The sequence below is a fragment of the Paraburkholderia sp. HC6.4b genome (assembly GCF_014200875.1).
In the GTDB taxonomy this organism is placed as follows: domain Bacteria; phylum Pseudomonadota; class Gammaproteobacteria; order Burkholderiales; family Burkholderiaceae; genus Paraburkholderia; species Paraburkholderia tuberum.
This window is the reverse complement of sequence record NZ_JACHDC010000022.1, coordinates 133,397-156,722: the sequence shown is the minus strand read 5'-3', so window position 1 is coordinate 156,722 and position 23,326 is coordinate 133,397. Positions and strand designations below refer to the sequence as shown.

Annotated in this window: 17 protein-coding genes and 3 pseudogenes; 12 read left to right on the top strand and 8 right to left on the bottom strand. The window is 57.9% G+C overall.

The genetic code is table 11. The annotated features are described in order from the left end of the window. Positions 1-610: 610 nt before the first annotated feature. From HDG34_RS30240 to HDG34_RS30225, 4 genes and pseudogenes are all read left to right on the top strand, one after another. Positions 611-1,309 carry a response regulator transcription factor gene (locus HDG34_RS30240; protein ID WP_184065416.1) on the top strand — a complete coding sequence of 233 codons (699 nt, stop codon included), beginning with the start codon at positions 611-613 and terminating at the stop codon, positions 1,307-1,309. Between the two features lie 69 nt (positions 1,310-1,378). After that, positions 1,379-1,539 (top strand): annotated as a pseudogene (locus tag HDG34_RS30235) (IS3 family transposase); the annotation flags it as partial. Between the two features lie 294 nt (positions 1,540-1,833). After that, entirely contained in the window at positions 1,834-2,307 is a 474-nt protein-coding gene (locus tag HDG34_RS40270) for a response regulator transcription factor (RefSeq protein WP_409259626.1), read from the top strand. 119 nt (positions 2,308-2,426) lie between these two features. Then, complete coding sequence (locus HDG34_RS30225) at positions 2,427-2,618, top strand: hypothetical protein (protein WP_184065410.1); 192 nt, start codon at positions 2,427-2,429, stop codon at positions 2,616-2,618. 518 nt (positions 2,619-3,136) lie between these two features. On the opposite strand, the gene HDG34_RS30220 is transcribed toward HDG34_RS30225, so the two are convergent. After that, positions 3,137-3,850 carry a response regulator transcription factor gene (locus HDG34_RS30220; RefSeq protein ID WP_184065405.1) on the bottom strand — a complete coding sequence of 238 codons (714 nt, stop codon included), beginning with the start codon at positions 3,848-3,850 and terminating at the stop codon, positions 3,137-3,139. A 470-nt stretch (positions 3,851-4,320) separates the two neighbouring features. After that, on the bottom strand, positions 4,321-4,446 hold the full coding sequence (locus tag HDG34_RS39570) for a hypothetical protein (protein WP_260321391.1): 126 nt from the start codon (positions 4,444-4,446) through the stop codon (positions 4,321-4,323). A 122-nt stretch (positions 4,447-4,568) separates the two neighbouring features. Between HDG34_RS39570 and HDG34_RS30215 the strand changes: the two are divergent. Next, positions 4,569-4,851 (top strand): annotated as a pseudogene (locus HDG34_RS30215) (transposase); the annotation flags it as partial. A gap of 306 nt (positions 4,852-5,157) precedes the next feature. Here HDG34_RS30215 and HDG34_RS30210 read toward each other — a convergent pair. Next, positions 5,158-5,334 carry a DUF3597 family protein gene (locus HDG34_RS30210; RefSeq protein ID WP_409259625.1) on the bottom strand — a complete coding sequence of 59 codons (177 nt, stop codon included), beginning with the start codon at positions 5,332-5,334 and terminating at the stop codon, positions 5,158-5,160. Positions 5,335-5,971: 637 nt separating this feature from the next. Here HDG34_RS30210 and HDG34_RS30205 point away from each other — a divergent pair. Further along, positions 5,972-7,216, top strand: coding sequence for a M23 family metallopeptidase (locus HDG34_RS30205; RefSeq protein WP_260321390.1), 1,245 nt, complete (start codon positions 5,972-5,974; stop codon positions 7,214-7,216). A gap of 1,303 nt (positions 7,217-8,519) precedes the next feature. Continuing rightward, positions 8,520-11,915: an ATP-binding protein gene (locus tag HDG34_RS30200; RefSeq protein ID WP_184065402.1), complete on the top strand. Its 3,396-nt coding sequence runs from the start codon at positions 8,520-8,522 to the stop codon at positions 11,913-11,915. 239 nt (positions 11,916-12,154) lie between these two features. Here HDG34_RS30200 and HDG34_RS30195 read toward each other — a convergent pair whose 3' ends face one another. Then, positions 12,155-12,352 carry a hypothetical protein gene (locus tag HDG34_RS30195; protein WP_184065399.1) on the bottom strand — a complete coding sequence of 66 codons (198 nt, stop codon included), beginning with the start codon at positions 12,350-12,352 and terminating at the stop codon, positions 12,155-12,157. A gap of 247 nt (positions 12,353-12,599) precedes the next feature. Here HDG34_RS30195 and HDG34_RS30190 point away from each other — a divergent pair, with 247 nt between their 5' ends. Continuing rightward, complete coding sequence (locus HDG34_RS30190; protein WP_184065397.1) at positions 12,600-13,283, top strand: response regulator transcription factor; 684 nt, start codon at positions 12,600-12,602, stop codon at positions 13,281-13,283. Between the two features lie 126 nt (positions 13,284-13,409). Here the strand turns inward: HDG34_RS30190 and HDG34_RS30185 are convergent, their stop codons facing one another. Continuing rightward, positions 13,410-14,120: a response regulator transcription factor gene (locus HDG34_RS30185; RefSeq protein WP_184065394.1), complete on the bottom strand. Its 711-nt coding sequence runs from the start codon at positions 14,118-14,120 to the stop codon at positions 13,410-13,412. 542 nt (positions 14,121-14,662) lie between these two features. On the opposite strand from HDG34_RS30185, the gene HDG34_RS30180 reads away from it, so the two are divergent. Then, on the top strand, positions 14,663-17,038 hold the full coding sequence (locus HDG34_RS30180) for a type I secretion system permease/ATPase (RefSeq protein WP_184065391.1): 2,376 nt from the start codon (positions 14,663-14,665) through the stop codon (positions 17,036-17,038). Continuing rightward, positions 17,035-18,279: an HlyD family type I secretion periplasmic adaptor subunit gene (locus HDG34_RS30175; RefSeq protein ID WP_184065388.1), complete on the top strand. Its 1,245-nt coding sequence runs from the start codon at positions 17,035-17,037 to the stop codon at positions 18,277-18,279. The genes HDG34_RS30180 and HDG34_RS30175 overlap by 4 nt, the downstream gene beginning before the upstream one ends. 469 nt (positions 18,280-18,748) lie before the next feature. On the opposite strand, the pseudogene HDG34_RS30170 reads toward HDG34_RS30175, so the two are convergent. After that, a pseudogene (locus HDG34_RS30170) lies at positions 18,749-19,547 on the bottom strand (IS701 family transposase); the annotation flags it as partial. Between the two features lie 391 nt (positions 19,548-19,938). Further along, the gene (locus HDG34_RS39565; protein WP_260321389.1) at positions 19,939-20,070 is read right to left on the bottom strand and encodes a hypothetical protein; all 132 of its coding nucleotides are present in this window, start codon (positions 20,068-20,070) and stop codon (positions 19,939-19,941) included. 70 nt (positions 20,071-20,140) lie between these two features. On the opposite strand from HDG34_RS39565, the gene HDG34_RS30165 reads away from it, so the two are divergent. Next, positions 20,141-20,965 carry an NAD(P)H-dependent oxidoreductase gene (locus HDG34_RS30165; protein WP_184065385.1) on the top strand — a complete coding sequence of 275 codons (825 nt, stop codon included), beginning with the start codon at positions 20,141-20,143 and terminating at the stop codon, positions 20,963-20,965. 146 nt (positions 20,966-21,111) lie between these two features. After that, positions 21,112-21,972 carry an alpha/beta hydrolase family protein gene (locus HDG34_RS30160; RefSeq protein ID WP_184065382.1) on the top strand — a complete coding sequence of 287 codons (861 nt, stop codon included), beginning with the start codon at positions 21,112-21,114 and terminating at the stop codon, positions 21,970-21,972. A 19-nt stretch (positions 21,973-21,991) separates the two neighbouring features. On the opposite strand, the gene HDG34_RS30155 is transcribed toward HDG34_RS30160, so the two are convergent. Continuing rightward, entirely contained in the window at positions 21,992-23,284 is a 1,293-nt protein-coding gene (locus HDG34_RS30155; RefSeq protein WP_184049474.1) for an aspartate carbamoyltransferase, read from the bottom strand. Between the last annotated feature and the right edge of the window lie 42 nt (positions 23,285-23,326).

Below are 23,326 nucleotides of genomic sequence, written 5' to 3'. Positions count from 1 at the left end.
AGTCATGCAGATGAAAACAAGAGAAGAATTGGTCTGACAAGAACGTCTCACATCAGGTTCAATGAGCGAGAGAAAGAGCTGGCATTTTTTCTGCCTGCAATATTTTTCAGAATCACAGTGCGGGCGTTTGACCAACTTGTACGGTAACCACGATGTTTTTGAAGACCTGGAATCTTCGAGCGATGTGGAATTGAGGAATTGTCAAATTGCCAGAATGACGTGAATGAGAAAGTGAGTGACTTTAGTCATACTAATCTAGTAGAAAAAGCGATCCAGAATCGGATTTCCGGTTGCAGCTTCTTGCGCCTCGAAGACACCCTTGGGTCTTCACCGACCAGCGTCGCACCGTTTCGTATGTGAATTCCATCCGTCCCAGCAATATCCGACTGACGCTCTCGCCGCCCGAAGCTCGTTGAAAACGAACCACTCCGTCGTCGGATCATACGGACGGCAATGGGCTATCTCCAGATATATCCCGTTGGTTTTTCGGATCAGTCAGACAGTTTGGTGGATTGAATGAGGCTAGTAAGATGGCCGCCCTCGATGGCCGCCGTTACATTAAGCATTCCAAAATTCGATTCATAAATGCAGTTGACCGATCGAGCGAGCAATGAAAATAAAGCTGATACTTGCAGACGACCACCCGGCATTAATCACTGGCGTGAAATACGAACTATCCAGAGTCCATACTCTCAGCGTCCTTGGGACGGCGCAGGATTCGACGGAAATCGTCAATTTTCTGTCAAATGTCGAATGTGACATTCTCATCACAGACTACTCCATGCCTAGGGGAGAATACGGTGACGGGATGGCCATGCTTTCGTTCTTAAAGCGCCGCTATCCCGACCTTAAGATAATCGTCTTCACCACGATCGACAATTTCGCCATTGCTTCCAAGATGCGGAAAATTGGTATCCAATCCGTACTGAACAAATCGAAAGATGTTGACTATCTGATTACCGCCATACATGCAGTTCACGCGGGTGCAACCTACTTTTCACCGACTTCACGCGAGCAACCCGGAAGAGTCGGCCCAACGCAAGCCATACCGCCGCGCAATCTTTCGGGGCGGGAAGCCGAGGTTGTACGTCTGTACGTGTCCGGCGTCACGATTAACGAAATAGCCGCCCAGTTGAATCGGACGAAGCAGACAGTGAGCGCACAGAAAAGGGCGGCGATGCGCAAGCTGGGCATAGAACGTGACGCTGATTTATTCAGGTTTGCATATGAAAGCGGATTTTCGGCCTCCGCGGTTCACGCAGAGGATATCGACGCGAATGTCAGGTTATACCCAAATACGGGTGTCTAATCGTCAGCCAATGCCTGGTACTATTTAGAAGTAACTGGACTGCCATGACCGGTAGGTGACATCCGTTCGGCAGCGACTACAGGCGCACATAATGACGACGCGTCGTGCGTGATGTGATGCTCGCTGCGGTCGAGCGACGCTTCGGAGCGACCCAGGCGGGTGCGGCCGTCGAACGGCTGTCGGACAACGGCGCTGCCTACATCGACCATCGCACGCGCAGCTTCGCTCGCGGGTTCCGGCGAACTGCTGCGCCATCAACCTAACGGTGTCCACTTCCTGAGTTACAGGAGCAACTCCCAGCCTCTTTCTATGCGCCGCCACAACACCAAAAACAAATTTATGACGAGTCCGACTGGTGTAAAAGAAAAATAACACCCGTCGCATTTCCGTCGATACTCAGAAAAATAGAATGTATGAAAGGCGTTGGTTGATGCTATTTGCATAGCAAGTGCTTTTATTCCAGCATGAATATTCCGAGTGCGATCTGAATTCATAAAACTCACGGCAATGAAGGGTTTTGGATTGTGCACGTGGAGTCGCGACTCAGACGAGATGGCGCGAAAAACTGTCTTTCCGATAGATCGCGAGGTAGTAAAGTGCAAGGAATAATCGATATTATTGTGGCCGATGACCACCCTGTCGTATTATCGGGTGTCAGAATGGTACTGAGCGGACATACTGATTTAAGAATGGTAGCGACTGCGTGCGACTCGACTGAGGTTGTTGAACGTCTTGCTCGCGTGCCCTGCAACGTACTCGTCACTGATGACGCGATGCCCGGAGGCGAATACGGCGACGGAGTTCCCTATCTGGCGTTCTTGAGAAAGTGTTTTCCGGATTTGAAGATCATCGTATTCAGTATGAATGGCGACCCTGATCTTCGACGGTCGCTCGCGCGGATTGGAGTACATTCCCTTATTCTAAAGAGTGCTGACGTCGGCGAGCTTGTATCGGCAATACGCGGTGCGTTCTCGGGTAACCTTTGCAACTTCAGTTAGCAACGTTTGGCTGTTATTTTTGTTGAGTTCTGGTTGATTTTTTCAGGGCGATGTAAGTCTTTCCCTTCTTCGGCAGTTTTACAACTTGCGATGTAGTGTGAAGATCAAAGGAAATCGAAATGTCGAATAACAAAGAGGCCGCAACTGTTCAGGCGCTACTCGCGTTCGTCAATCTCCAAAAGAATGAAGAGCGCGAATTTATAGTAACAATGAACCTCCTGCTTCGAGCCTCTCCAAAAGGACGGCGGGAAATCATTGCCCAACTTCAGGGGAAAACTTTGGTGAACTCTGATGTTCCCGGAAGGCTATAGGCATTGTTGTCGCTGGCCCGGCGCGGCGAATACAACGGTTTGATAGCCGTTATCGACGGCAAACAGCATCAAGCAGACGATTGATTGAGCGGCTCCGCGCGATAAGCCTCGTTCGTATGGGCGTCGTCAAAGGTGGCAAATTCATTCTTCACGCGCTCGCCGGCTGAGGCCCGCAAATACCTGGGCACGACATTGGCGATTTACCGAAGAAAACCCGGCGCACTTTGCGCCACGAGACGCGCAACGGCTCATCCGCCACGTTTCCAAAGTATTTGGGCGTAGATTAATTTCTCTCAAGGCTTGACGCTGCCAGCGCATGGCACGGAAGGTTTCGGGCCCGCACCGCCGTGAGATGTGAAACGGGAATCGAACCGACCAGCGACCGCAGTCCGTCCTCTATTCCGTTGCGCTCGAGCGACGTTGTCAGTTGCTGAGGTCGTCGCGAAGATGGCGAGAAGAAGAAATCAAAATCGCGGCTTCACGATCACCGTTTGTCCGCTGACGTCATCGGTGCGCGATTAATGGGACGGACGCTCGAGTGTCTCGACACTATTCATCTGAGCCAAGCGATAGCCATAACCGTAAACCGCTGCGAGCCGATAACCGTTTTCCGGGCGCAGATTGAGCTTGGCACGTAGTACCGACACGTGCGTGTCAATTGTCCGCGACGAGATTTCGGCGATCTGATTCCAGATTACATCGCGAATGTGGGCGCGAGACAACGGTCGGCCCAAGTGTTGGAACAGCAGCAGTGCAAGTTCGAATTCCTTTTGGGTCAGCGCAGCAGCGGTACCCTTAAGCAGCGCCTGCTTCGCAATCAGATCGAAGTCGTAATCTCCATAGACTTCGCGCCCAGCAGCACTGATCTGATAGGTGCGTCGCAACAGCGAACTGACGCGCGCGAGCAGGACACTTCCAGGGACCGGCTTGACGACGTAATCGTCGGCTCCGTGATTAAGTATTGACGCGATATCCGCTTCACTGCTGCGGCTCGTCATGAACAGAACAGGAAGTCGTTCAGAGAGGCTACCTCGAACCCAGCACAAGATCTCTTTGCCCGACATGTCAGGCACGTTCCAGTCGAGTATGAGTAGATCAAAGGTCTGCCGTCTCAGTTGCCGTGCCAGTTCCCGGCCAGAGGAAAACGTGTGGCAGATATGCCCTGCCGGCGATAACGTCTGAGAGCAAAAGTCGGTTTGTGCCTGATCGTCGTCTAGGACAGCAATTCTCATAGAATCCTCAAAAGTATTGTCAAGTTGTCGTTCAGCGCGAGTTCTCTAATGGACTGCCCGCATCATCGATGCCTCTTCGTAAAATGGCCCCAAAAAAAAGCGCATTTTCGTGATAGGTATTGATAAATTAATAATGAAAATTACAAAGGCACTGATGAAACCATTAGCTAGTTCGTAGTCGATCGGGTGCTATATCGACATGCTTTTACTGCAGTAGGGTTGTTGCGAATCACGGGAGTTCCTTTTGCGGACGATGCAGATGCCACCGCGGATCCCGGTTCATTCCCGTCTTGATGGTCGGTTAGATCTTGCCGAGCGCGTTAGTCTTGACGTCCCTGGTTGGGCGTCTCGTCTGGGATTAGGCTCCTGAAAATAGCTCGCCAGCCGGATCAACCGCAGACGCGTTGCTTGGTCGGCGGCAAACATCTTGATAGCAGCAGACCGATGCGGCCCGGATGGCCGTCGACCATCTAGTAGATCTTGCGCGTGAGCTGTTTGAGAAACCGCTTCGTGAGTTCGATGAAGGCGGCATTCCTGAGAATTTCATCGAAGATCATGAAATTCAACTCGCCGCGGTTGGTGATCGCCGAAATCATGTTGTACCTTGAAGGGCTTTTCGGCCGCACGCACCAGCGTCTCGCCTTGCGGGGCAAAACTAGTACCGTCACACGGTTGCTGTGCAAACCCGTTTCTTCGTTCCAATAGATCCCATGCGCGCATTCGTGGCAAGTGGGGAGGTCCACTGCATAGACCGTAAATTGTTCAGCGCGACCGGGGCTACAGTTCTGAGAATCATCGACAGCGCCTGTAAAAACATGGCGTCACGCCGGCGTTCGCAAAAATCGGTTCGCCACACGGCAGTGGTCTCGGAGAAACGCATTGGCCAGTCGAACGATCGATTGCGTGGCTTCGCTCGTTTTGACGCCTGAAGATTCGCTACGAACGATACGCCCATATCCCATGAAGATTTCCTTTCTCTCGCCTGCGATTTGATGTGTTGAGCGTGTCTCAAGCCGATGTTTAACTAATTTCGAAACAGCTTCTAACGGTAGAACTTGTCATCGCAAAGGCGAGAGCGGTCGTCTCCGGCATGTCTATGCCGATGAGCTGTATTCGTCGCGGTCTGTCAATGCAAGCGCCATCGCCGAGTTAGCCGCGAGGGACGGCAGATGTGATCCGTGCATGCCCGTGCGCCCTTCCGAATCAGTTTTCACGATTCACGGCATTCAGCCAATATGACACGTATGAATTTTGGGGCTCTGGCGAATTAGAAGAGGCCCGTATTGGACTTTCTGTCAACGCGTGGCTTAACCGCCCAGATCGGGCGGAAACTTGCCACCCTTTGCGGCCAGCGTCGCCGTCACCTCGCTATGCAGCCAGATGTTCACGCTCGCCGAGTCATTCAAGTGTCCGGAATACTTCAGATCCTGCGTCAGCTGTTTGCGATATTCAACGCTTCGGTGCCGGATCAGGAGCAGGCTCAACTGTCGGCGTCCTCGCGTCGGGCTTTGCCTCGTGGAACAGCTTGTTCACGATGTCACCGAACATGCCCAATTTTTTCCCATGAGTGGAAATTGGCCTGTTGGCAAACCCGTCGGCGTCATGAATCGCGCGGGGATCAGCCCGGCAAGTTGGATGCACTAGCTTGCGCCGGCGATCCCGAGAAGAACAACCGATAAAAGCGAGGAGGTATAAGGCGCGCCGCTTTACAAGTCCGAAATTGCATGCCTCCGGTCAAAGCAAATTTGGCGGGCGAAGAGTCGAATCTCCATGAACCTCTGGCGCTCGCCCGAGGTCGTCGAGCTTCGCGATTGTGCCGTGCGCGGGGGCGATGCGACTCGCTGCCGCAGGTCGATACTTATGGCGACAGAGTTCTTTCGGATTGGTCACATAGGGCGAAATGGGGCGCCGCCTTACTCTATCTCTATTGCATTAACCCTTTTAGGACTCGCATGTAGATAGCGAAGGGACCCTTTCCAACGGTTTCTGACCGGATTGTGTAGCGCGGAAGGGTACCCAGACTGTTGGATTTTCGCTCTGTCCCGTTTCCGCCCGCTGCCGCGCGTTTCAAGCACTGTCATTTACGCCTGCAGCCCTCTATTTTGACTGCGAGGTTTTGACATGATGTCGTTCCACTTTCTAGGTAACACCTTCCCCAAGACGCAAGCCATTGCCATCGAAGTGGGCAATTCTATTCGTTCCAGATGTAAATCTCCAGCGAGTTCCATCGCGGGTGCAGGAGTGCTGTGTGGCATGGTCGCGATTCTCGGCCTATCAGTTTCGACTGCAGCACCAGAAATATTCAATCGCGTGAAGGCATCCAGCGCGATCTGGTCCGGCCTTGGGGTGACCGTGCCGGCTGCGCAACCCGTCGAGCGACCTCGGCAGATGTCCGAAGGTTCGGCCGATATTGCCGGCAAGTTCAGCGGGTTCGTTGGCGAGGCTCAAAATAGTCCGCTATCTGGCGCTGTGCCGCTTGTCGTGCCGGAGGCCGAAATCGGGTCATACGCTGGGCGGATCGAAGGCAACTTGCACGATACTCTGGTGCGGGCCGACGTGCCTGTCGAGATACGGGAACAGATTGCACGTATTTTTGCCTCCCGGCTCGACGTTGCGGCGCCCGCGCAGAAGGGCGACACCTATCGCGTTTTCCATGGGCGCGATGCCGCGGCGCCACAGCGCAGGCGCGTGACGGCCGTCGAACTCCGCTCAGGCGCTAAGGTCTACCAGGCCGTGTGGTTTGTCGCACCGGGGCACGCCAACGGGGACTATTATTCATTCGACGGACGGCGGCTTGCCGCTGAACCCTTTTCGATGCCGCTCGATTACGTTAGGGTCAGTTCGACTTTCGGCAATCGTGTCCATCCGGTCGGCGGCAAGCAGCATTTTCACACCGGCGTGGACTTTAGCGCGCCGAAGGGGACGCCCGTAGTGGCGGCCGCTTCGGGAACCGTGAAGTTCGTAGGCAACGAAAGCGGATATGGGCAGTACGTTGTGCTCAATCATCCACAAGGCTATACGACGTATTACGCACATCTGTCTAGCTTCGCCCGCGATTTGCGCGTTGGCGCGTCCGTGACTGAAGGACAACGACTCGGCGCAGTAGGCAGCACCGGCAGGTCCACGGGACCTCACCTGCATTTCGAGGTGCGGCGGAACAATCACCCTACCGATCCACTCGCATTGACGAGCCGAACTGGCGCTTCGCCGCTTACGGCCAGTCAGCGCATCGCGTTCGACGGTATGACGGGCGCCATGCGTGAGCAACTGGCGGCGTTAACGGTCGACGCCCCGACGGTCAGGACAGCATCGAACGCCGGACGCACGCTGAACCACGCAGAGAATCCTAAAGACTCGTTGGTCTGAGTTACGACACTATGCTTCTCTGGATGAGTCGGTCGCTTCGCGCTCGGTGAGTCTCGCGTGCTTCAGTCGATATTTTCCGTGACTGGCATGTCAACTTGCCGAATGACGTGCATGCGAAATCGCATGACATAAGTTTGGCTCACCTGGTTGGCAAGGCGATCCGGAATCGGATTTCCGGTTGCAGCTTCTTACGCCTCGCAGGCCTCCTTGCGTGTCTGCCGCTTCTGTTGCGCGTTCGCGCTGTACCGCCAGCGTTTGAACCGATTGCTCACCTGAGCATGAGCCGACGCGAATCGCGTCAGATAGCGCGCTGATTTGAAGCGTGCAATACTTTTTCGCGCACTCGCGTCGGCTGGTGCGAGTACATCCGGTACCGCGCCAGGCTGGTCCATCGCACGCTACGGCGGGTACTGCTTGCCGTCGATCGTGATCACCACTTCGTTGAGGTGCCACCTGTTGGCCCGGTCCAACGCGATGGAACGGATGCGTCGAGCAATGGCAAGCCCGAACTTCACCGATCAGCGTCGCACCGTTTCGTACGTGAGCTCAATGCCGCGCGCAGCCAGCGATTCTCTGGCTATGCGCAAGTATCGCCACACCGCCTAGCCAATCACGTCGCACGGAAATCGGTAGCCGGCATAAGAAATGACGTCTGTGGCAGGTGTGTTGTGTTGCTTCTCACCGCGATCCCGTCAACATGCCAGCAACGTGAAGATACCTGCATGGGTGATGCGGCATTTTCGAATGTCGTAAAGACCACGATTCTGAGCTGAGTGCAGGATACTTTCGCAGCAGGAGGGCTAAAAACCTCAAGCCGTCACCGTACTATCGCGTATTCCGTGACGAGGATGTCGCAAGAGGAAGCGTCTAGCGACTTGCCTGGTTCGCCTGAGTCCTTCGCCGTACCTAAAACGTCTAGTGGGAGGGCTACAGCCAGTTATTGCTTAATGCCGAAAAAGCACCGCGGGATGATCGTCAGCGAACACGATGCGGGATCTTCATTGCGCTCAATACAGCCTGCACAGAGATGAGTGAGGCAGGGGTGAAGAACCACTGTTGGCAAAAATGTTCGCGACTACTGACTCGTCCGAACCTACTCGCGAAGCCTTGACTCACACTCAGTGCGCACGCCGGCACGTTGACGGGTCTGATTATTATTTGCTTTCGCATCGTATGGGTCTGATTTGTGGGGGCGGCTGATCGGATCCGCTCTCGCGCCGCGATAATCGTTTTGGTCCGGTGCGCTATGTCAGTGTGATTGTCAAAGGTGCATCGACAGTCTCCAGAACGAACCGGTGCCGCCATGTCCTCCGCTCCACAGAATGATGCCTTGAACCAGTTGCAGCGCTACAAGAAGCTGCTGGTGTTCGGTGGTGGATTGGTGACCACGATCATGATGCTTTTCGCTTTCACGCTCGCGGCGTTGTCGGCGGTACGCGGGCAGGTTGCAGCCGAGCGGCAGAACTTCCTCGTCGATCGCAACCTCGTCATGAGCGAAGTCAACTCGAGCGAAGCATTGTTCCGCTCCGCGCTAGTCAGCGCGGAGCTGGCGTGGCAGGACGCGGATCAGGTCGATCTCGAGCTAATCACGCGATTTCGCAGTCAGGGGTACGCATTCGTGCCATTGCCCATGTCCACGGCACAACCGCCGTTGTTGTTCGACATGCCAGGTAAATCCCTGACCCACGATGAACGCCGTCGCTATCTTGGTCTCACTGCACAACTCGGCCGTGTCAGCGCAGTAAATTCATTGGTGCGGGGCCAGCAGGCGAGCCGCTATTTCTATGGTGCGCGGCACAATATTGCCGGAATTCTGTCTGCGCCCTTGCCCCCCCAGGCAGCGATGGCCGGGACGTCTGCCGGCCGTGCGCATTTGATTGCGGATCTGGGGGATGGGCTGGATGGTCTGGCCGGCATCCATGCGGGCGAGCAACCCGATAATCGTCGGCCCGTATCCTGGATGCTGCCTGCTATCAGTCCCTTGACGGGAAAAATGGCGATTCGCATCGCCGCGCCGGTGTTCTCAGACGGATCACCGTTTGCGATCCTCGTGACGGAATACGACCCGGAAATCTTGACAGCACCTTTGACCGTTGGCGGGTTCGATGGCACGTATATGGTCGTGTCAGAGAAAGGAGAAATAGTAGCGAGCACAGCCTGGAATGAGCAGGCCCCTGCATTGATTGATCGCGTTCGGGCGTTAGGGGTCGCGGGAGCGACCGGCAGCATGCAACGCGAAACCTGGCGGGACGGTGTATTCACGATTGCGGATCGTCTTGGCGATACGGGCTGGGTGCTTGTCTATGTATTTACGTGGCGCGACGTTGTTGCGGGCATCGGCAAACAGATCGGTATCGGTGCTGTGCTTACGCTTGCGACGCTTGCCGTCGTGTGGGGGTTTCTGATCTATCTCAAGCAACGCGTTTTCCGGCCGGCAATTGAGCGATCGCGACGGGTGTTCGAGAGTGAGCACCTGAGCCGCATGCTGGTCGAAACGGCGCCAGTGGGGCTGGGGCTGATCGCAGTGGAGAGCGGAAAGGCGCTATTGCGCAGCCCGACGATGATTGACGCTGCGGCGCGGGTAGTCGTGCCGACCGAGACGCTGTCGGCGGAATTGGTTCGACGTCACCGGGAGCGCGGCGGGGCAACGGGGACGAACGGCATGCTGCACGAGGAACTGACGCTCCCTACGCGCGAGGGCGGGGCGATGGACCTCTCGGTGAGCGTCGTGCCGGCGCGCTACCAGGGACAGGACGTGCTTGTGACGGCGTTCACGGACGTCACGGCGGGAAAGCGTCTGGAGCGGCAGCTACGTGACGCGAAGCAGGCGGCCGACTCCGCCAACGCGGCGAAATCGGCGTTCCTTGCGGCGATGAGCCATGAGATCCGCACGCCGCTGAATGCAATCATGGGAAATCTGGAACTGCTGTCGCGCTCGCAACTGGATGCGTTGCAGCGCGACCGTCTGACGACGATCCGGGCCTCGGCGGACGGACTGCTTGAGGTCGTCAGTGATGTGCTGGACTTCTCGAGGAGCGAGGCCGGCGAGATGAGACTGGAGCGGATCGCATTCGACGCGCAGGAGGTGGCGTCTCGGGCGCTGTTGATGTTCGGACCGCTGGCGCGCGCAAAGGGCGTGAGGCTGTCGGGCGTGTTCGGAACGTCGCCGGTGCTGCCGATGCAGGGTGATCCGACTCGGCTTGGCCAGGTGATGAACAACCTGCTGGCGAATGCCATCAAGTTTACGGCGTATGGGGAGGTGACGCTGCGGTTGTCGGTGGAGGCGGGCGTGGACGATCAGGACGCGATGTTGACGATCGAGGTGGAAGACAGCGGGATCGGGATGTCGTCGGAACAGCAGGCGCTTCTGTTCCAGGCGTTCAGCCAGACGGATGCAACGATCAACCGTCGCTTTGGCGGCACGGGACTTGGCCTCGCGTTGTGCGCGCGGCTGATCGATGCGATGGGCGGTACGATCGCCGTGCGCAGCGAGCCAGGTCAGGGCAGCTGCTTTACGGCGCGGGTGCCGCTGGGCGAGAGCGAAGGCGAGTCGGACATGCCGCGTTTCGCGGGAGAGCGGATACTGTTCGTGGCTGCGGCGGACGCTTGGCACACGTATGCAGTGGCAGCGCTGGAGGCGTGGGGGCTGCAGGTGCAGGCATACCGGCATCCGGCGCAACTTCACCCGGCGATGTTGAACGAGGCGGACGCGCTGATCCTCTGCGGCGAGCGTGACACCTGGCACGCGGATGATGAAAGCGGTTTGTTAGCGGAGTCGTCGTGGGTGATCGACAGTAGTACGGAAGGTCCGGCATATCCGGTAGCGGTAGAGCCGGTAGTCAGGGTCTCGAGCTACAGCCTGAAGGGGCTTGTGGCGGCGTTGCGGTACACCTTGCAAGGCGAGGCGCTCCAGGCGTGCGATGAGACGCAGCAGGTGCTGTCGTCGCGCCGGTTGAAAGTGCTGATCGCGGAGGACAACGCGGTGAACCGTCAACTGTTCGAGGAGCAGTTGAGGATGCTGGGCTGCGAGACGCGGGCGGCAGAAGATGGGCGGCACGCACTGGACTGGCTATCGCGGGAACGCTTTGATGTGCTGCTGACGGATCTGTCGATGCCGGTACTGGACGGCTACGCGCTGGCACGCGAAGCACAGGTGCACTGGCCGGAGATGCCGATTGTGGCGGCCACGGCGAGCGCAACGCTGGAGGTGCGAACGTGGTGCGAGGCGACCGGAATGGCACGCGTGGTGACCAAGCCGCTACAACTGGATGAGTTGTCGGCGGTTCTGTCGGAAGTGACTGGCGTGCCACGCGTGGTGATAGAAGCGGATGGAAGCGAGCCCAGGCGCGACGGCATGCTGGGGGGGCGAGCCGTCCCGGAACAGACGCGTGAAACGTTCCGGAAGTCGTGTGAGGCATCGCTGAGGGTGATCCGTGCGGCACACAATGACGGGGATGCAACCCGGTTGCTGGCTGAGTTGCATTCGCTGCGAGGCGCGTTAGCGGTGTTTGGGCATGACGCCCTGGCAGATCAATGCGCCCGGCTGGAAATGACGATATCGAAGGATGGTGTTCAGGTGGCGCAGAAAATGATTGAGACTCTTGGCGCCCGTTTGCGCACCGATGTTCTGACCGACACGAAAACACTGCGTGAAGTTCTTGCGGAGGTATCAGAATCTGAGTGTCCTGAGGTCGGTTGAGAAATCTGATTCTGGTGAAAGGACGTCCGGAGGATGGGTTATCAACGTGACGATCCAGTGCCAGCGCATGCTGAGGCGGTTTGTCAAATAAGCCTCGCATGCGGCGCCCACGTTTACGCGTGGGTTGATGACTGTTCGGGGCCCGGCGTCATGTTCGTCAAGCAGGGAAGTGAGGGTGCGCAGCGTCAAAAACATCGCATCGAGATGCCGGGTGCTATCTGTCTCGCGTCGGGCCGCTTTCAAGCGGCATCAAAGCCTGCACGGAATCTGTCGCGCCAGCCTCGGATCGTCTCGTACGTCACGACCACGCTGCGCTCGAAGAGCAACTCCTCGATGACGTGCAAGCTCAACTGAAAGAGAAAAATACCAACGCACGGCGTGCTGATGACGCCAGCGGACAAACGGTGACCGTGAAGCGGCGATTTTGATTTCTTCATCTGACCCTCTTCGCGACGACCTCAGCTACCTGACAACGTCGACAATGGCCCGGCTCTCGGTTCCAGGTGGCCAGCCCTCGGAAATCCGACACATACGAGGGAAAGCCATAAATTCTCCAGTCGGTCGAATTTGCCCCACTTTTTTTGCTTTCCAGTTTTCCAGAGGGTATTCTCTCGGATAAGTCAGATTCGGGTACATTGAGCTTGCCGTCGCGGCCCGGTTCATCCCATTTCCGCGGAGCTTTGCATGAGCAAAATGAAAATCCGTGTCGTGCTGGCCGACGATCATCCGGCACTCCTTTCCGGTATCAAGCACGAACTTTCCGCTGTGCCTACGCTGGAAATTACAGGCACGGCAGGAGACTCCGGCGAGCTCATCAAGGTGCTGAACAGCGCCCCTTGCGATGTCCTCATTACCGATTACGCGATGCCCGGTGGAGAGTACGGGGACGGCTTGACGTTGCTGGCATTCTTGCGACGAACCTACCCGGCGCTCAAGATCGTAGTCTTCACGACTATCGAAAACCCTGCCATTACGCGTGAAATGTCAAAGCGTGGCGTGCATTCGGTGTTAAGTAAATCTCATGACACGAGCCATTTGATCTCCGCGATTCACGCTGTCTATGCGGGCGCCACTTACTTTCTTTCTACCTCGCGAAGCCTGAAAGACGCTATTCCGGATTCCTCTCCTGGTCGGAACGAGCGCACCCAAACGCTGAGCACGCGCGAAACGGAAGTCATCCGGCTGTTCGTGTCAGGTATGTCTGTGAATGAAATCGCCGACCGACTACATCGCACTAAGCAGACAATCAGTGCCCAAAAGACCCGCGCTATGCGAAAGCTCGGGATTGAACGGGACGCCGACCTGTTTCACTTTGCATACGAAGCTGGGCTCGGTGTGGCGACCGATGGGTCGCAGCCGGAGATCTGACCGGCTCAGTCTTCGTATCACACGCGTCCAAACTCATCGCTTTTGCGCTTTTAGTGTTTTTTGTTGCGATGCTACCCTCGGTCGCGTGTGCACTTAAAGGCCCTCGTCGCCGCTCTCATTTCGTCGTCAGGGTTTGCCGTCGCGTGGCTGCGTCGGATCGGACGCATCATGGTCACCATCTTCCGGTACGAGGGTAGGCGCCGTGTCAATCGAACACTTGATCAGCTCGATGTCGTTTCCCACGCCTAGCTTGCGCATTGCGCTGGCTTTCTGCGAACTGATGGTTTGTTTACTGCGCTTGAGTTGCGCTGCGATTTCGTTGACCGACCGTCCCGACACGAAGAGTCGGACCACTTCGGATTCGCGTGCAGTAAGCGCTCGACTGCCGGAGGCAGGCGTATCCACGTTGAGTTGCCAGACAATCTTTGAAATGGTTGGAGAGAAATAACGTGCGTCCGCATATGCGCCGTGAATCGCGGCGACCAGATGTTCCATCGGGTCGGCCTTGCTCAGAATGCACTGAATGCCGAGCTTGAGCAGCGAGCGGATGATACCTGGGTTGTCGATCATCGTCAGCACGACAATGCGCATGGCCGGGTATCGGCGCCGCAAAAATGAAAACAGCGTAATGCCGTCACCGTAATTGCCGCCCGGCATGGAGTAATCGCACACCAGTACATCACATGGCTGCGTGCCGAGTTCCGCGATCAGCTCGGTCGAGTTTGTGCAGGTGCCCACTGTCTTGATGGTACGGTGTTCTTCAAGCATGTAAATCAGTCCGGCAACGATCGCAGGGTGATCGTCAGCAAACATGACCTGGATGGCGGCATTCTCCATTTGGGGCGTCCTTTATCTCCGGGCACAATGCCTTGCATTACAACGCGCCCGCATAAGCAATTCGACTATGAGAAAGCGGGACCGTTTTCCTGGGGCTGGTCAGCCTGTCTGTCAGGTTTCTAACCTTAAATCGGTGCCATTTCATGTTTCACCGCACTGAGACAAATTTAAATCGACAAACGTCGGACTTTAACTTCATGTTACTAGTAACGATACAAGATTAACAGGCGAATAGTGGGTTGGCCACCGTTGATCCTGGCGGCCCTATCTGGTCAGACAATCGCGCACGGAAATCAGTGCTTGTGAAAGACTGTGAACTAAAAATTCGTACCAGTCTCACTATGTTGTCGCGGCTGTCTGATTTCGCGGGGTCACCGATATCCGGACAATTGGAGCCAGTACGAAATCTCGTGTTTCGTTCATCAGGTCACCCGAATTAGCCGAATCGATCCTTTAAACGACGAGCATTGCTTCATTGTTTTCTGAGTCTGGATTGCGGTTCAGGTGTCGCACCACATACTTCAATCTAACCGGTTACGATCATGACTCGAAACGATTTTCCTGACGTACAGGCTGCCGCGCCCCTCACCAACGAGGACGGCCTCCTCGGTTCCGTGATGTGGATCTGCGAGCGCTACGGTTGCGGCAAGACGGCGCAGGCGCTCACCGCGGGGCTGCCGAAGAGCGGCATGCTTTCGCCGTCACTGGCGCTCGACTCCCTGTCAAACGCGGGCCTCACGGCGGGCTTGGTGGAGCGTCGCCTGCAACTGCTGCCGGAGCACGTGCTGCCGGTCATCTTGCTGCATCGCCGCACGGGTGGCTGCGTGCTGCTGGGTCGGCGTGCGAATCCGGACAAGGAAGCCAAAAGCCGCGTTCTATATCAGGTGATGGTGCCGGAAATTGGTCCCGAGCCCGTGGAGTACACCCAAGAGGAAATGGACGAAATCTATTCGGGCTACGCCATTCTGGTCAAGCCGACGGCCAAAGTCGAGCTGCGCGAAGGGGATAGCGTCGAACCGGCCGGCCACTGGTTGCTGGGCACGCTATGGCGTTATCGACGCTACTACGCGAGTGCTGCGCTCGGTGCATTGCTGATCAATGTGCTCGGCCTTGCCAGCGTCTTTTTCACGATGAACGTGTATGACCGCGTGGTCCCGAACCAGGCCTACGTCACTCTCTGGTCGCTCGCGATCGGGGTTGGAATTGCGATGCTGTTCGAAGCGATCTCGCGCCATGTACGTAGCCATTTACTCGACGTCGCCGGCAAGAAAGCCGACCTGGTCATGGGCACGCTTTTGTTCCGCCAGGCGCTCTCCATCCGCATGGAGCACAAACCGTCGTCGGCAGGGTCATTCGCCAACCAGTTGCGCGAGTTCGAGTCGGTGCGCGACTTCGCAACCTCTGCCACGCTCTCTGCAATTTCCGATCTGCCATTCGTGCTCGTCTTTGTAGGCGTGGTATTCGCGGTCGGCGGTTCGCTCGGCTGGGTGCCGTTGCTGATGATCCCGTTGATCATCGGTGTGAGTCTGTTGGTGCAATGGCCGCTCGCGCGGATCATGAAAGAGAACCTCAAGGAGGCGTCGCTCAAGCAGGGCGTGCTGATCGAATCGGTTGAAGGTCTGGAAACACTCAAGGCGGTGGGTGGCGAAGGGCATATGCAAAAGCGCTGGGAGTCTTTCAGCGCGATGGCGGCATCTTCTTCGATGAAGTCGCGTCAGATTTCCAGCAAGGCGACGAGCTTCATTACCTTGTTGCAGCAGTTGCAGACCGTGGTGCTGGTCGTGTTCGGCGTCTACCTGATCGACGCAGGCGAGCTCACGCAAGGCGCGTTGATCGGTACGGTGATGCTGGCTGGCCGGATTACTGCGCCGTTGAGCCAGGTGATGGGACTCGCCTTGCGCTTCCAGCAGGCAAAAGCCGCGCTACATTCGTTGAATAGCTTGATGGCGATGCCTGTCGATCGCGATTCATCGCGCACGTATCTGCCGAAGCCTTCGCTCTCGGGGCAAATCACCCTGAAGGACGTCTGCTTCTCGTATCCCACACAGGAGATGCAACCGAATCCACCGGTTCTGAAGGACGTCAATTTGAGCATCCAGTCCGGCGAGCGGGTTGCTATCCTGGGCCGCATTGGAAGCGGTAAATCGACCCTTCTGCGTGTGATGGCGCGTCTTTACGCGCCGGTCGGAGGCCAGATGTTCACGGACGGTCTGGACGTTGAGCAGATTGACCTTGCCGACTGGCGCAAAGCTGTGGGGTACGTGGGCCAGGATGCGCGTCTTTTTCACGGCAGTCTGCGCGAAAACGTGATGATCGGACGGCCTGAAGCGAGCGCCGACGAGTTTCTACGCGTGATACGTTTGACAGGGCTTGATCATGTCGCTAGCCGCCACCCACGGGGTATCAACCTCCCAATCGGAGAAGGTGGTGCGGGCATCTCCGGTGGCCAGCGTCAGCTGGTGTCGCTGGCCCGCAGCCTCCTTGCCCGGCCGGAGCTCCTGTTGCTCGATGAGCCGACGAGCGCAATGGACGCCCAAACCGAGGCGCTCTTCCTTGAACATCTCGCGCGTGCAACTGCGGGGCAGGCGATCGTTGTGGTGACCCATCGCCCATCCTTGCTGGCCCTGGTTGACCGGATTGTCGTAGTCGAAGAAGGCAAGGTCGTGGCCGATGGTCCGAAGGACAAGATCCTCGCGATGCTGTCAGGCAAGAGCGAACCGGCAGCGGTGGATGGAACGCCGAAGCGCGCGCGACCGGGCACCTCGCCCGGCGTCGCGGCCGCAACAAATACGCCCGTGGCGCCTCAGGCCGTTGCCGCGCAGATCAGGATCATGAGCGCCAAAGAGACGGTACCGGCAGCCGCTGCGCAAGCGGGCAATACGCAGGCAGGCGCACCGAACAAGGAGCAATCGCAATGAACTTCAATATTTTCAAACGAGGCAAGAAAAAGGCTAAGCTCGCCAAAGGCGACGCTGCTTTCATGAGCGACATCCGGGAATCGCTGCTGACGCAGTCGACGCCGGGCTCAATGATCATGCTTTACGTCATTCTCACGGTCCTGGCCGGCGGTCTGACCTGGGCGTACTTTGCGCGCGTGGAGGAGATAACGCACGGCGAGGGGACCATCATTTCGAAGAGCCGCGAACAGGTCATCCAGAGTCTTGAGGGCGGCATTCTCGAACAACTGGACGTACGTGAAGGCGACATTGTCAAGAAGGGACAAGTGCTGGCAAAGATCGATCCGACGCGAGCCGAGACGAGCTATCGCGAAGCGTGGTCCAAGTCAGTAGGACTGAAGGCGACGATTGCGCGTTTGCGTGCCGAGGCGTACGAGCAGCCGCTGACGTTTCCTGACGACGTGAAAGCCGTGCCTACGGTCGTGAAGCAGGAGACGCTTGCTTACAACGCGCGACGTCGTGCACTGAACGATAGCGTGGCCGCGTTGGAAAAGAGCTACTCGCTGTCGAGCAAGGAAATTGGCCTGGCCGAGCCGCTGGCGGCCAAAGGTCTTGTTTCTGAAGTCGAACTGCTCCGCATGCGCCGGCAGGCAAACGACCTGCGCTCACAGATCGTCGAGCGTCGCAACAGATTTCAGGCCGACGCAAACTCGGAACTCACGAAGCTGGAACTCGAACTGGCGCAAACCAGCGAAACCGTAGTGGGTCGTGCGGATGTTCTACAGCGTACGACTGTGATTGCACCGGTGTACGGCACGGTGAAGAATATACGCTTCAATACGATTGGCGGGGTCATCCAGCCGGGCGAGCACATCATGGAAATTGTCCCGCTGGAAGATCAATTGCTCGTCGAGGCACGCATCAAGCCTTCGGACGTCGCATTCCTGCATCCTAATCAACCGTCCACCGTGAAGATTACGGCTTACGACTACGGAATTTATGGAGGCTTGAAAGGCACGGTTCAGCACATCAGCCCCGACACGCTCAAGGACGACCAGAAGGCCGCCGCGGGCCGGCCCGATGCGACGTATTACCGCGTGCTTGTGCTGACAGACTCCAGTGAGTTGCATGCAGGCGGAAAAAGCTTACCGATTCTGCCCGGGATGGTCGCGACGGTCGACATCCGTACCGGTGAGAAAACCATTCTTGACTACATTCTGAAGCCGATTTTCAAGGCTCGTGAAGCGTTCCGGGAGCGGTGATTATCTCGTTGGATCTGGTGACTTCCGGTAATGCCATGCACGGGTGAGGATGGAGGAAACCGGAAGATTCCCGGTTGGAAGCCCGCGTCTTTCCGGGTCTGCATGCCGTGGTCGGAAGAAGCTCGCTGCGCTGGAGCGCGCCTGACCCGGCACGACACGCTGCGGCGCCTGGAATGATTCGCGCGTCGTTGTTGATCGTGGCGCTACGGGACGCATGATTGCGGCCGGTTGAACCAGCAAGAGGCGAATCCAATGACTACGACTACGCAGATCAACGTATTGCCGATGCTCAAGACCGGATCAATGACATAGCGAAGGGTGCAACCATGGTCATAACTGCGACGGCGCTATGACGATTCCCCAATCTTACTGTGTCAGATAATTAGTTGAGCGCTTTATTGCCATACAGGAAGAGAGCCATCGTTGCATGAGCCTTAGCCCAAGCAGGATGCGCAACGTAGTAGTGGAATCAGGAACGTGGCGTTGAGCGCGCTGGACTGCCCCGGGGGATGTAATCCGGGGGAAGGGCAGACAGCGCGCGTTCAAGGAAGTTTTTTTATCGCGTCCATCTGATTGCATTCGGAGTCGCTGAGCCATCAGAAACCTATACGCAGCGATACTCAGTGTGGCGTGGTGGTGAAAGCCACGCCAGCCTCGCCCTTCATAATGACCGGGCCCGAACTCCTGTTTCAGGTCCTGATAGTCGCGCTCGATGCGCCAGCGCATTCTGGTCACGAACACAAACTTCTCAAGTCTCGCTTCGTCAGGGGCGGTAGTAAGAAAGTATTTGAGCGGCTCCGGATCGCCATCAGGCCATTCAATAAGCAGCCACTCTTCGTCGCGAACGGTGCTTCGCCAATAGTCGCGATGTGCGGGACGAACCCGTACGGCGGCAAAGCGCGAGGAAAGTGCTGCGTTGCTGCCTTCGCGCCAGGTTACGGATTGCCTGGCGCTTACGGGTAATTGCATGGCCAGTTCCTTCACGGCGATCGGCTCGTGGCCGGGCGCACGGCGCAACAATGTCGGGGGCTTGCCGCGCCCGCTCCAGGGCTTGGGCGGAAGCGGCGCCGTACCTGGTGCCCTTCCTTGGGGACATACAGCTGCCAGGCAATCGGCAGGCTGCCGCGTTGCGTCGCGATCGACAGGCTCACTGCAACCTGGCAGTTGTCCTGCTTTTCGAGTTGCCCACAGTACTGACGTGCCACCCCGACCGAATGACGTCCCTTCTTTGGAAAGCCGGTGTCGTCAATGATCCAGTAGTAGCCGTTTTCTTCAGCACCGTGTTAAAGGAAGAGACGTCTGTCGGCGTAATTGCGGGCGACTAAAGGCGGGTTTGGGACTGTCATTTGCTGAACGCGAGAAGTGTCCGCTCGCCAACATCTGCCTGCGAACGGCAGCGAAGTGACCTGCAGCCTTCGCCGTCAAACGGGCGAGCGTCAGCTTTGGCCGACGTGGCGACCGGATCAGTCGGCGCGCGACCCGCAACGGTGGATCGGATTTGGTCCTTCGGTCGGCGGGGGGGTATGCCGGGAGAGGCGCAATTCGAGCATTCGGAGCGGGTTGCCGCACTGACATCCACCTCCCGATAACGCCTTTGGCTGGGTTGTGCCCGTAAATCGGAGGCTCTACATCTTTCGTTTTGCTTGCATTTTTCGTTCTTTATTGAGTCGCGTCGGCAACGGTTTTTTCATCTTTATTGTTTTCTTTTTTCTTTTTTTTGTGGGCAAACACGAGCGTGACCAGCAGGTTCAGGTCGAGTCTTCTGAGATTAACCACGGCAATACCTGACATATTGGGAATTCATTTCCAATATACCTCGGCGATGCCTATCGTGACTGTTTTCAGCCACGAAGGTCCCATCATGAACGTTCTCATCATCTATGCGCATCCCGAACCGAAATCGTTGAACGGTTCGCTGAAGGACTTCACTGTCCGCCATCTCGAACGCGCCGGCCATACGGTGCAGGTGTCCGATCTGTACGCGATGAACTGGAAAGCGTCGCTAGACGCGCACGACACCAGCGAGCGTCACAGCGGCGAGCGCTTCTTCGCGTCGCTCGAATCGAAGCATGCGTTCGAGAACGGTCTGCAGAGCGAGGACATCGCGCGTGAGCAGCACAAGCTGAAGTGGGCCGATGCGGTGATCCTGCAGTTTCCGCTGTGGTGGTTCTCGATGCCGGCGATCATGAAGGGCTGGGTGGAGCGTGTCTATGCGTACGGTCTCGCGTATGGCGTCGGCGAGCATTCCGATGCGCGCTGGGGCGAGCGTTATGGCGAGGGCCGTTTCGCGGGCAAGCGCGCGATGCTGATCGTCACGACGGGCGGCTGGGAGTCGCACTACAGCGCACGCGGCATCAACGGTCCGATCGACGACGTGCTGTTCCCGATCCAGCACGGTGCGCTGTTTTACCCCGGCTTCGAGGTATTGCCGCCGTTCGTCGTCTATCGCACGAGCCGCGTCGACGAGGCGAAGTATGCCGAGGTCAGCGAGGTGCCCGGGCGACGGCTCGACACGCTGTGGACGGCCGCGCCGATCGCGTTCCTGCCGCAGAACGGCGGCGCGTATGAGATTCCGGCGCTCACATTGCGGGACGATCTGGCGCCGGGGCGGGTGGGGTTTGCCGCGCACGTTGAAGATGCGGGCGCAGAGACGGCAACTGAAGCCGATGAAGCGACCGAAGCCTGACTGGATCGTATGTTTCCCTGAAATTTGGTTGTAAGTCGCCATTGCTACAGTCGTTCGCGGACATAGGCCGAGGCATGCCGGGGCGCTCTTCTTCGGACGCCTGACGAACGTAAGCAGCCGGAAGCAAGCGCAAGGGGCGACTCACCATGAATCCAGTCCATACGTTCTGGCTCATTCTGATGCTGATCGCATCGCCGGCGTGGGCGTTCCAGTCGCGCGTCGTCACGATTCCGAGCGCGGCGATGCATCGTACGTTCGACGCAACCATCGTACTGCCCGATCGATACGCGCGTGGCAACCAGGCCGCGCGCTTTCCGGTCGTCTACGTGCTACATGGCTCGGGCGGCGATTACACGGACTGGACCGCGAATTCGCATATCGGCAAGCTCGCCGACCGCTATCACGTGATCCTCGTGATGCCCGACGGCGGCCGCGACAGCTGGTACATCGATAGCCCCGTCGATCCGCGCAGCCGCTACGAAACCTACGTGGGTACGGAAGTGGTGGCCTATATCGACAGCCATTTCCGCACGATCGCGACGAAGCAGGCGCGCGCTATCACGGGCTTGAGCATGGGCGGCTTCGGCGCGCTACGCATTGCGCTCGACCGGCCCGACGCGTTCGGCGCGGCGGGCAGCATCAGCGGTGCGGTGGACCCGCGCGGGAGCGAGGACGAGCCCGGCATCGAGCGGGTGTTCGGCGACCCGATGCAATATGCGGACTTCTGGAACAGCAAGGCGATCGTCGCGAGTGCGGAGGATTTCGGCCGCGACCATATCGCGCTGACGATCGATTGCGGCGTGAACGACTCGCTCGTGCAGTCGAACCGGCTGCTGCACGAGCGGCTCGTCGAACTCGGCGTGCCGCACGATTACGCCGAGCGGCCCGGCGGCCATACGTGGAAGTACTGGTCGAACGCGGTCAAATATCAGGTGCTGTTCTTTGCCGGCACGTTCAGGCAGGCGGTGCGCGAAATGCGTGACGCGCGGGCCGCGGCCGCGGCCTGACGGCAGACGGCTATCCGCGTCAATCGATTCCGTGAAACACCGCGTCGTCCGGTCCCAGGTAGACCGGCGGGCGCCACGCGGCATCGCGCATCGAATGCTGGACCTGTTTGTCGACACCGAGCAGCACCGCGAAAATCGCCATCCGCACCGGAATGCCGTTGTCGGTCTGCCGGAAAATCGCAAGCCGCGAATCGTGATTGAGGTCGGTGCTCAAATCGTTCGCGCCGGGCCGGCTGTCGCGCGGCAGCGGGTGCATGATCAGCGTGTCGGCGCCGCACACGCTATCGACGAGCGCCTGGTTGATCTGGAAGTCGGGCGTGTAGCCTTCGAACGATTCGTCAGTGAAGCGCTCCTTCTGGATGCGCGTCGCGTATACGACGTCGGCGCCGCGCAAGCCAGTGCGCAGGTCATGCGTCTGTTCGATCACGTGAGCGTTGCGCGAAATCTGCTCGATGATATAGCCCGGCAATTCGAGCATCGGCGGCGAAATCAGCGTGAACTTGATGCCGCGATAGAGCGCCAGCAGCTTCACGAGCGAATGCACGGTACGTCCGTACTTGAGGTCGCCGACCAGCGCGATGTGCGCGCCGTCGACGATCTTGCCGAGCCGCGAGAACTCGCGCTGGATCGTGTAGAGATCGAGCAGCGCCTGGCTCGGATGCTCGCCGGGACCGTCGCCGCCGTTGATCACCGGCACGTTGGTCGCGCGCGCGAATTCGGCCACCGAGCCTTGCTCCGGGTGGCGGATCACCAGCGCGTCGACATAGCCGCTCATCACCCGGCTCGTGTCGTAGATCGATTCTCCCTTCGCCATCGACGAAAACGTGAAGCCGGTCGTGTCGCACACCGAGCCGCCGAGCCGGCAGAACGCCGCGCCGAAGCTCACACGGGTACGCGTGCTCGCCTCGAAGAACAGATTGCCGAGCACCGCGCCTTCGAGCACGCGCGAGATTTTGCGGCGCCGGGCGATCGGCTGCATGATGTCGGCGACGCGAAAGAGCGCCTCGACCGAGTCGCGCGAAAACTGATCGACCGACAGCAGCTGCGGCTTGCCCTCGAACAGAATCTGGCTTGCGAGCGATTGCGAGTCTACGCTTTGCGTATATCCTTCGCCCGGCTCCGTGTTCGCGACGATCTCCGACACGAAACGCTCGACGATTTCCGGCATCGCCCGCGATTCCTGCGAGTCGTCCGGCAGCAGCCACGTATCCAGCGCCCGGCGCGACACGCCGATGCGGTTAGCGAACGTATCGCGCGTCATGTTCAGGCGACGCATCGCATCGCGTAGGAAGGCTTGTTGCGGAACGCTCATGAGGGCACCTGTCGCAAAAGTGGGGTCGGCGGGAGTAAGGCA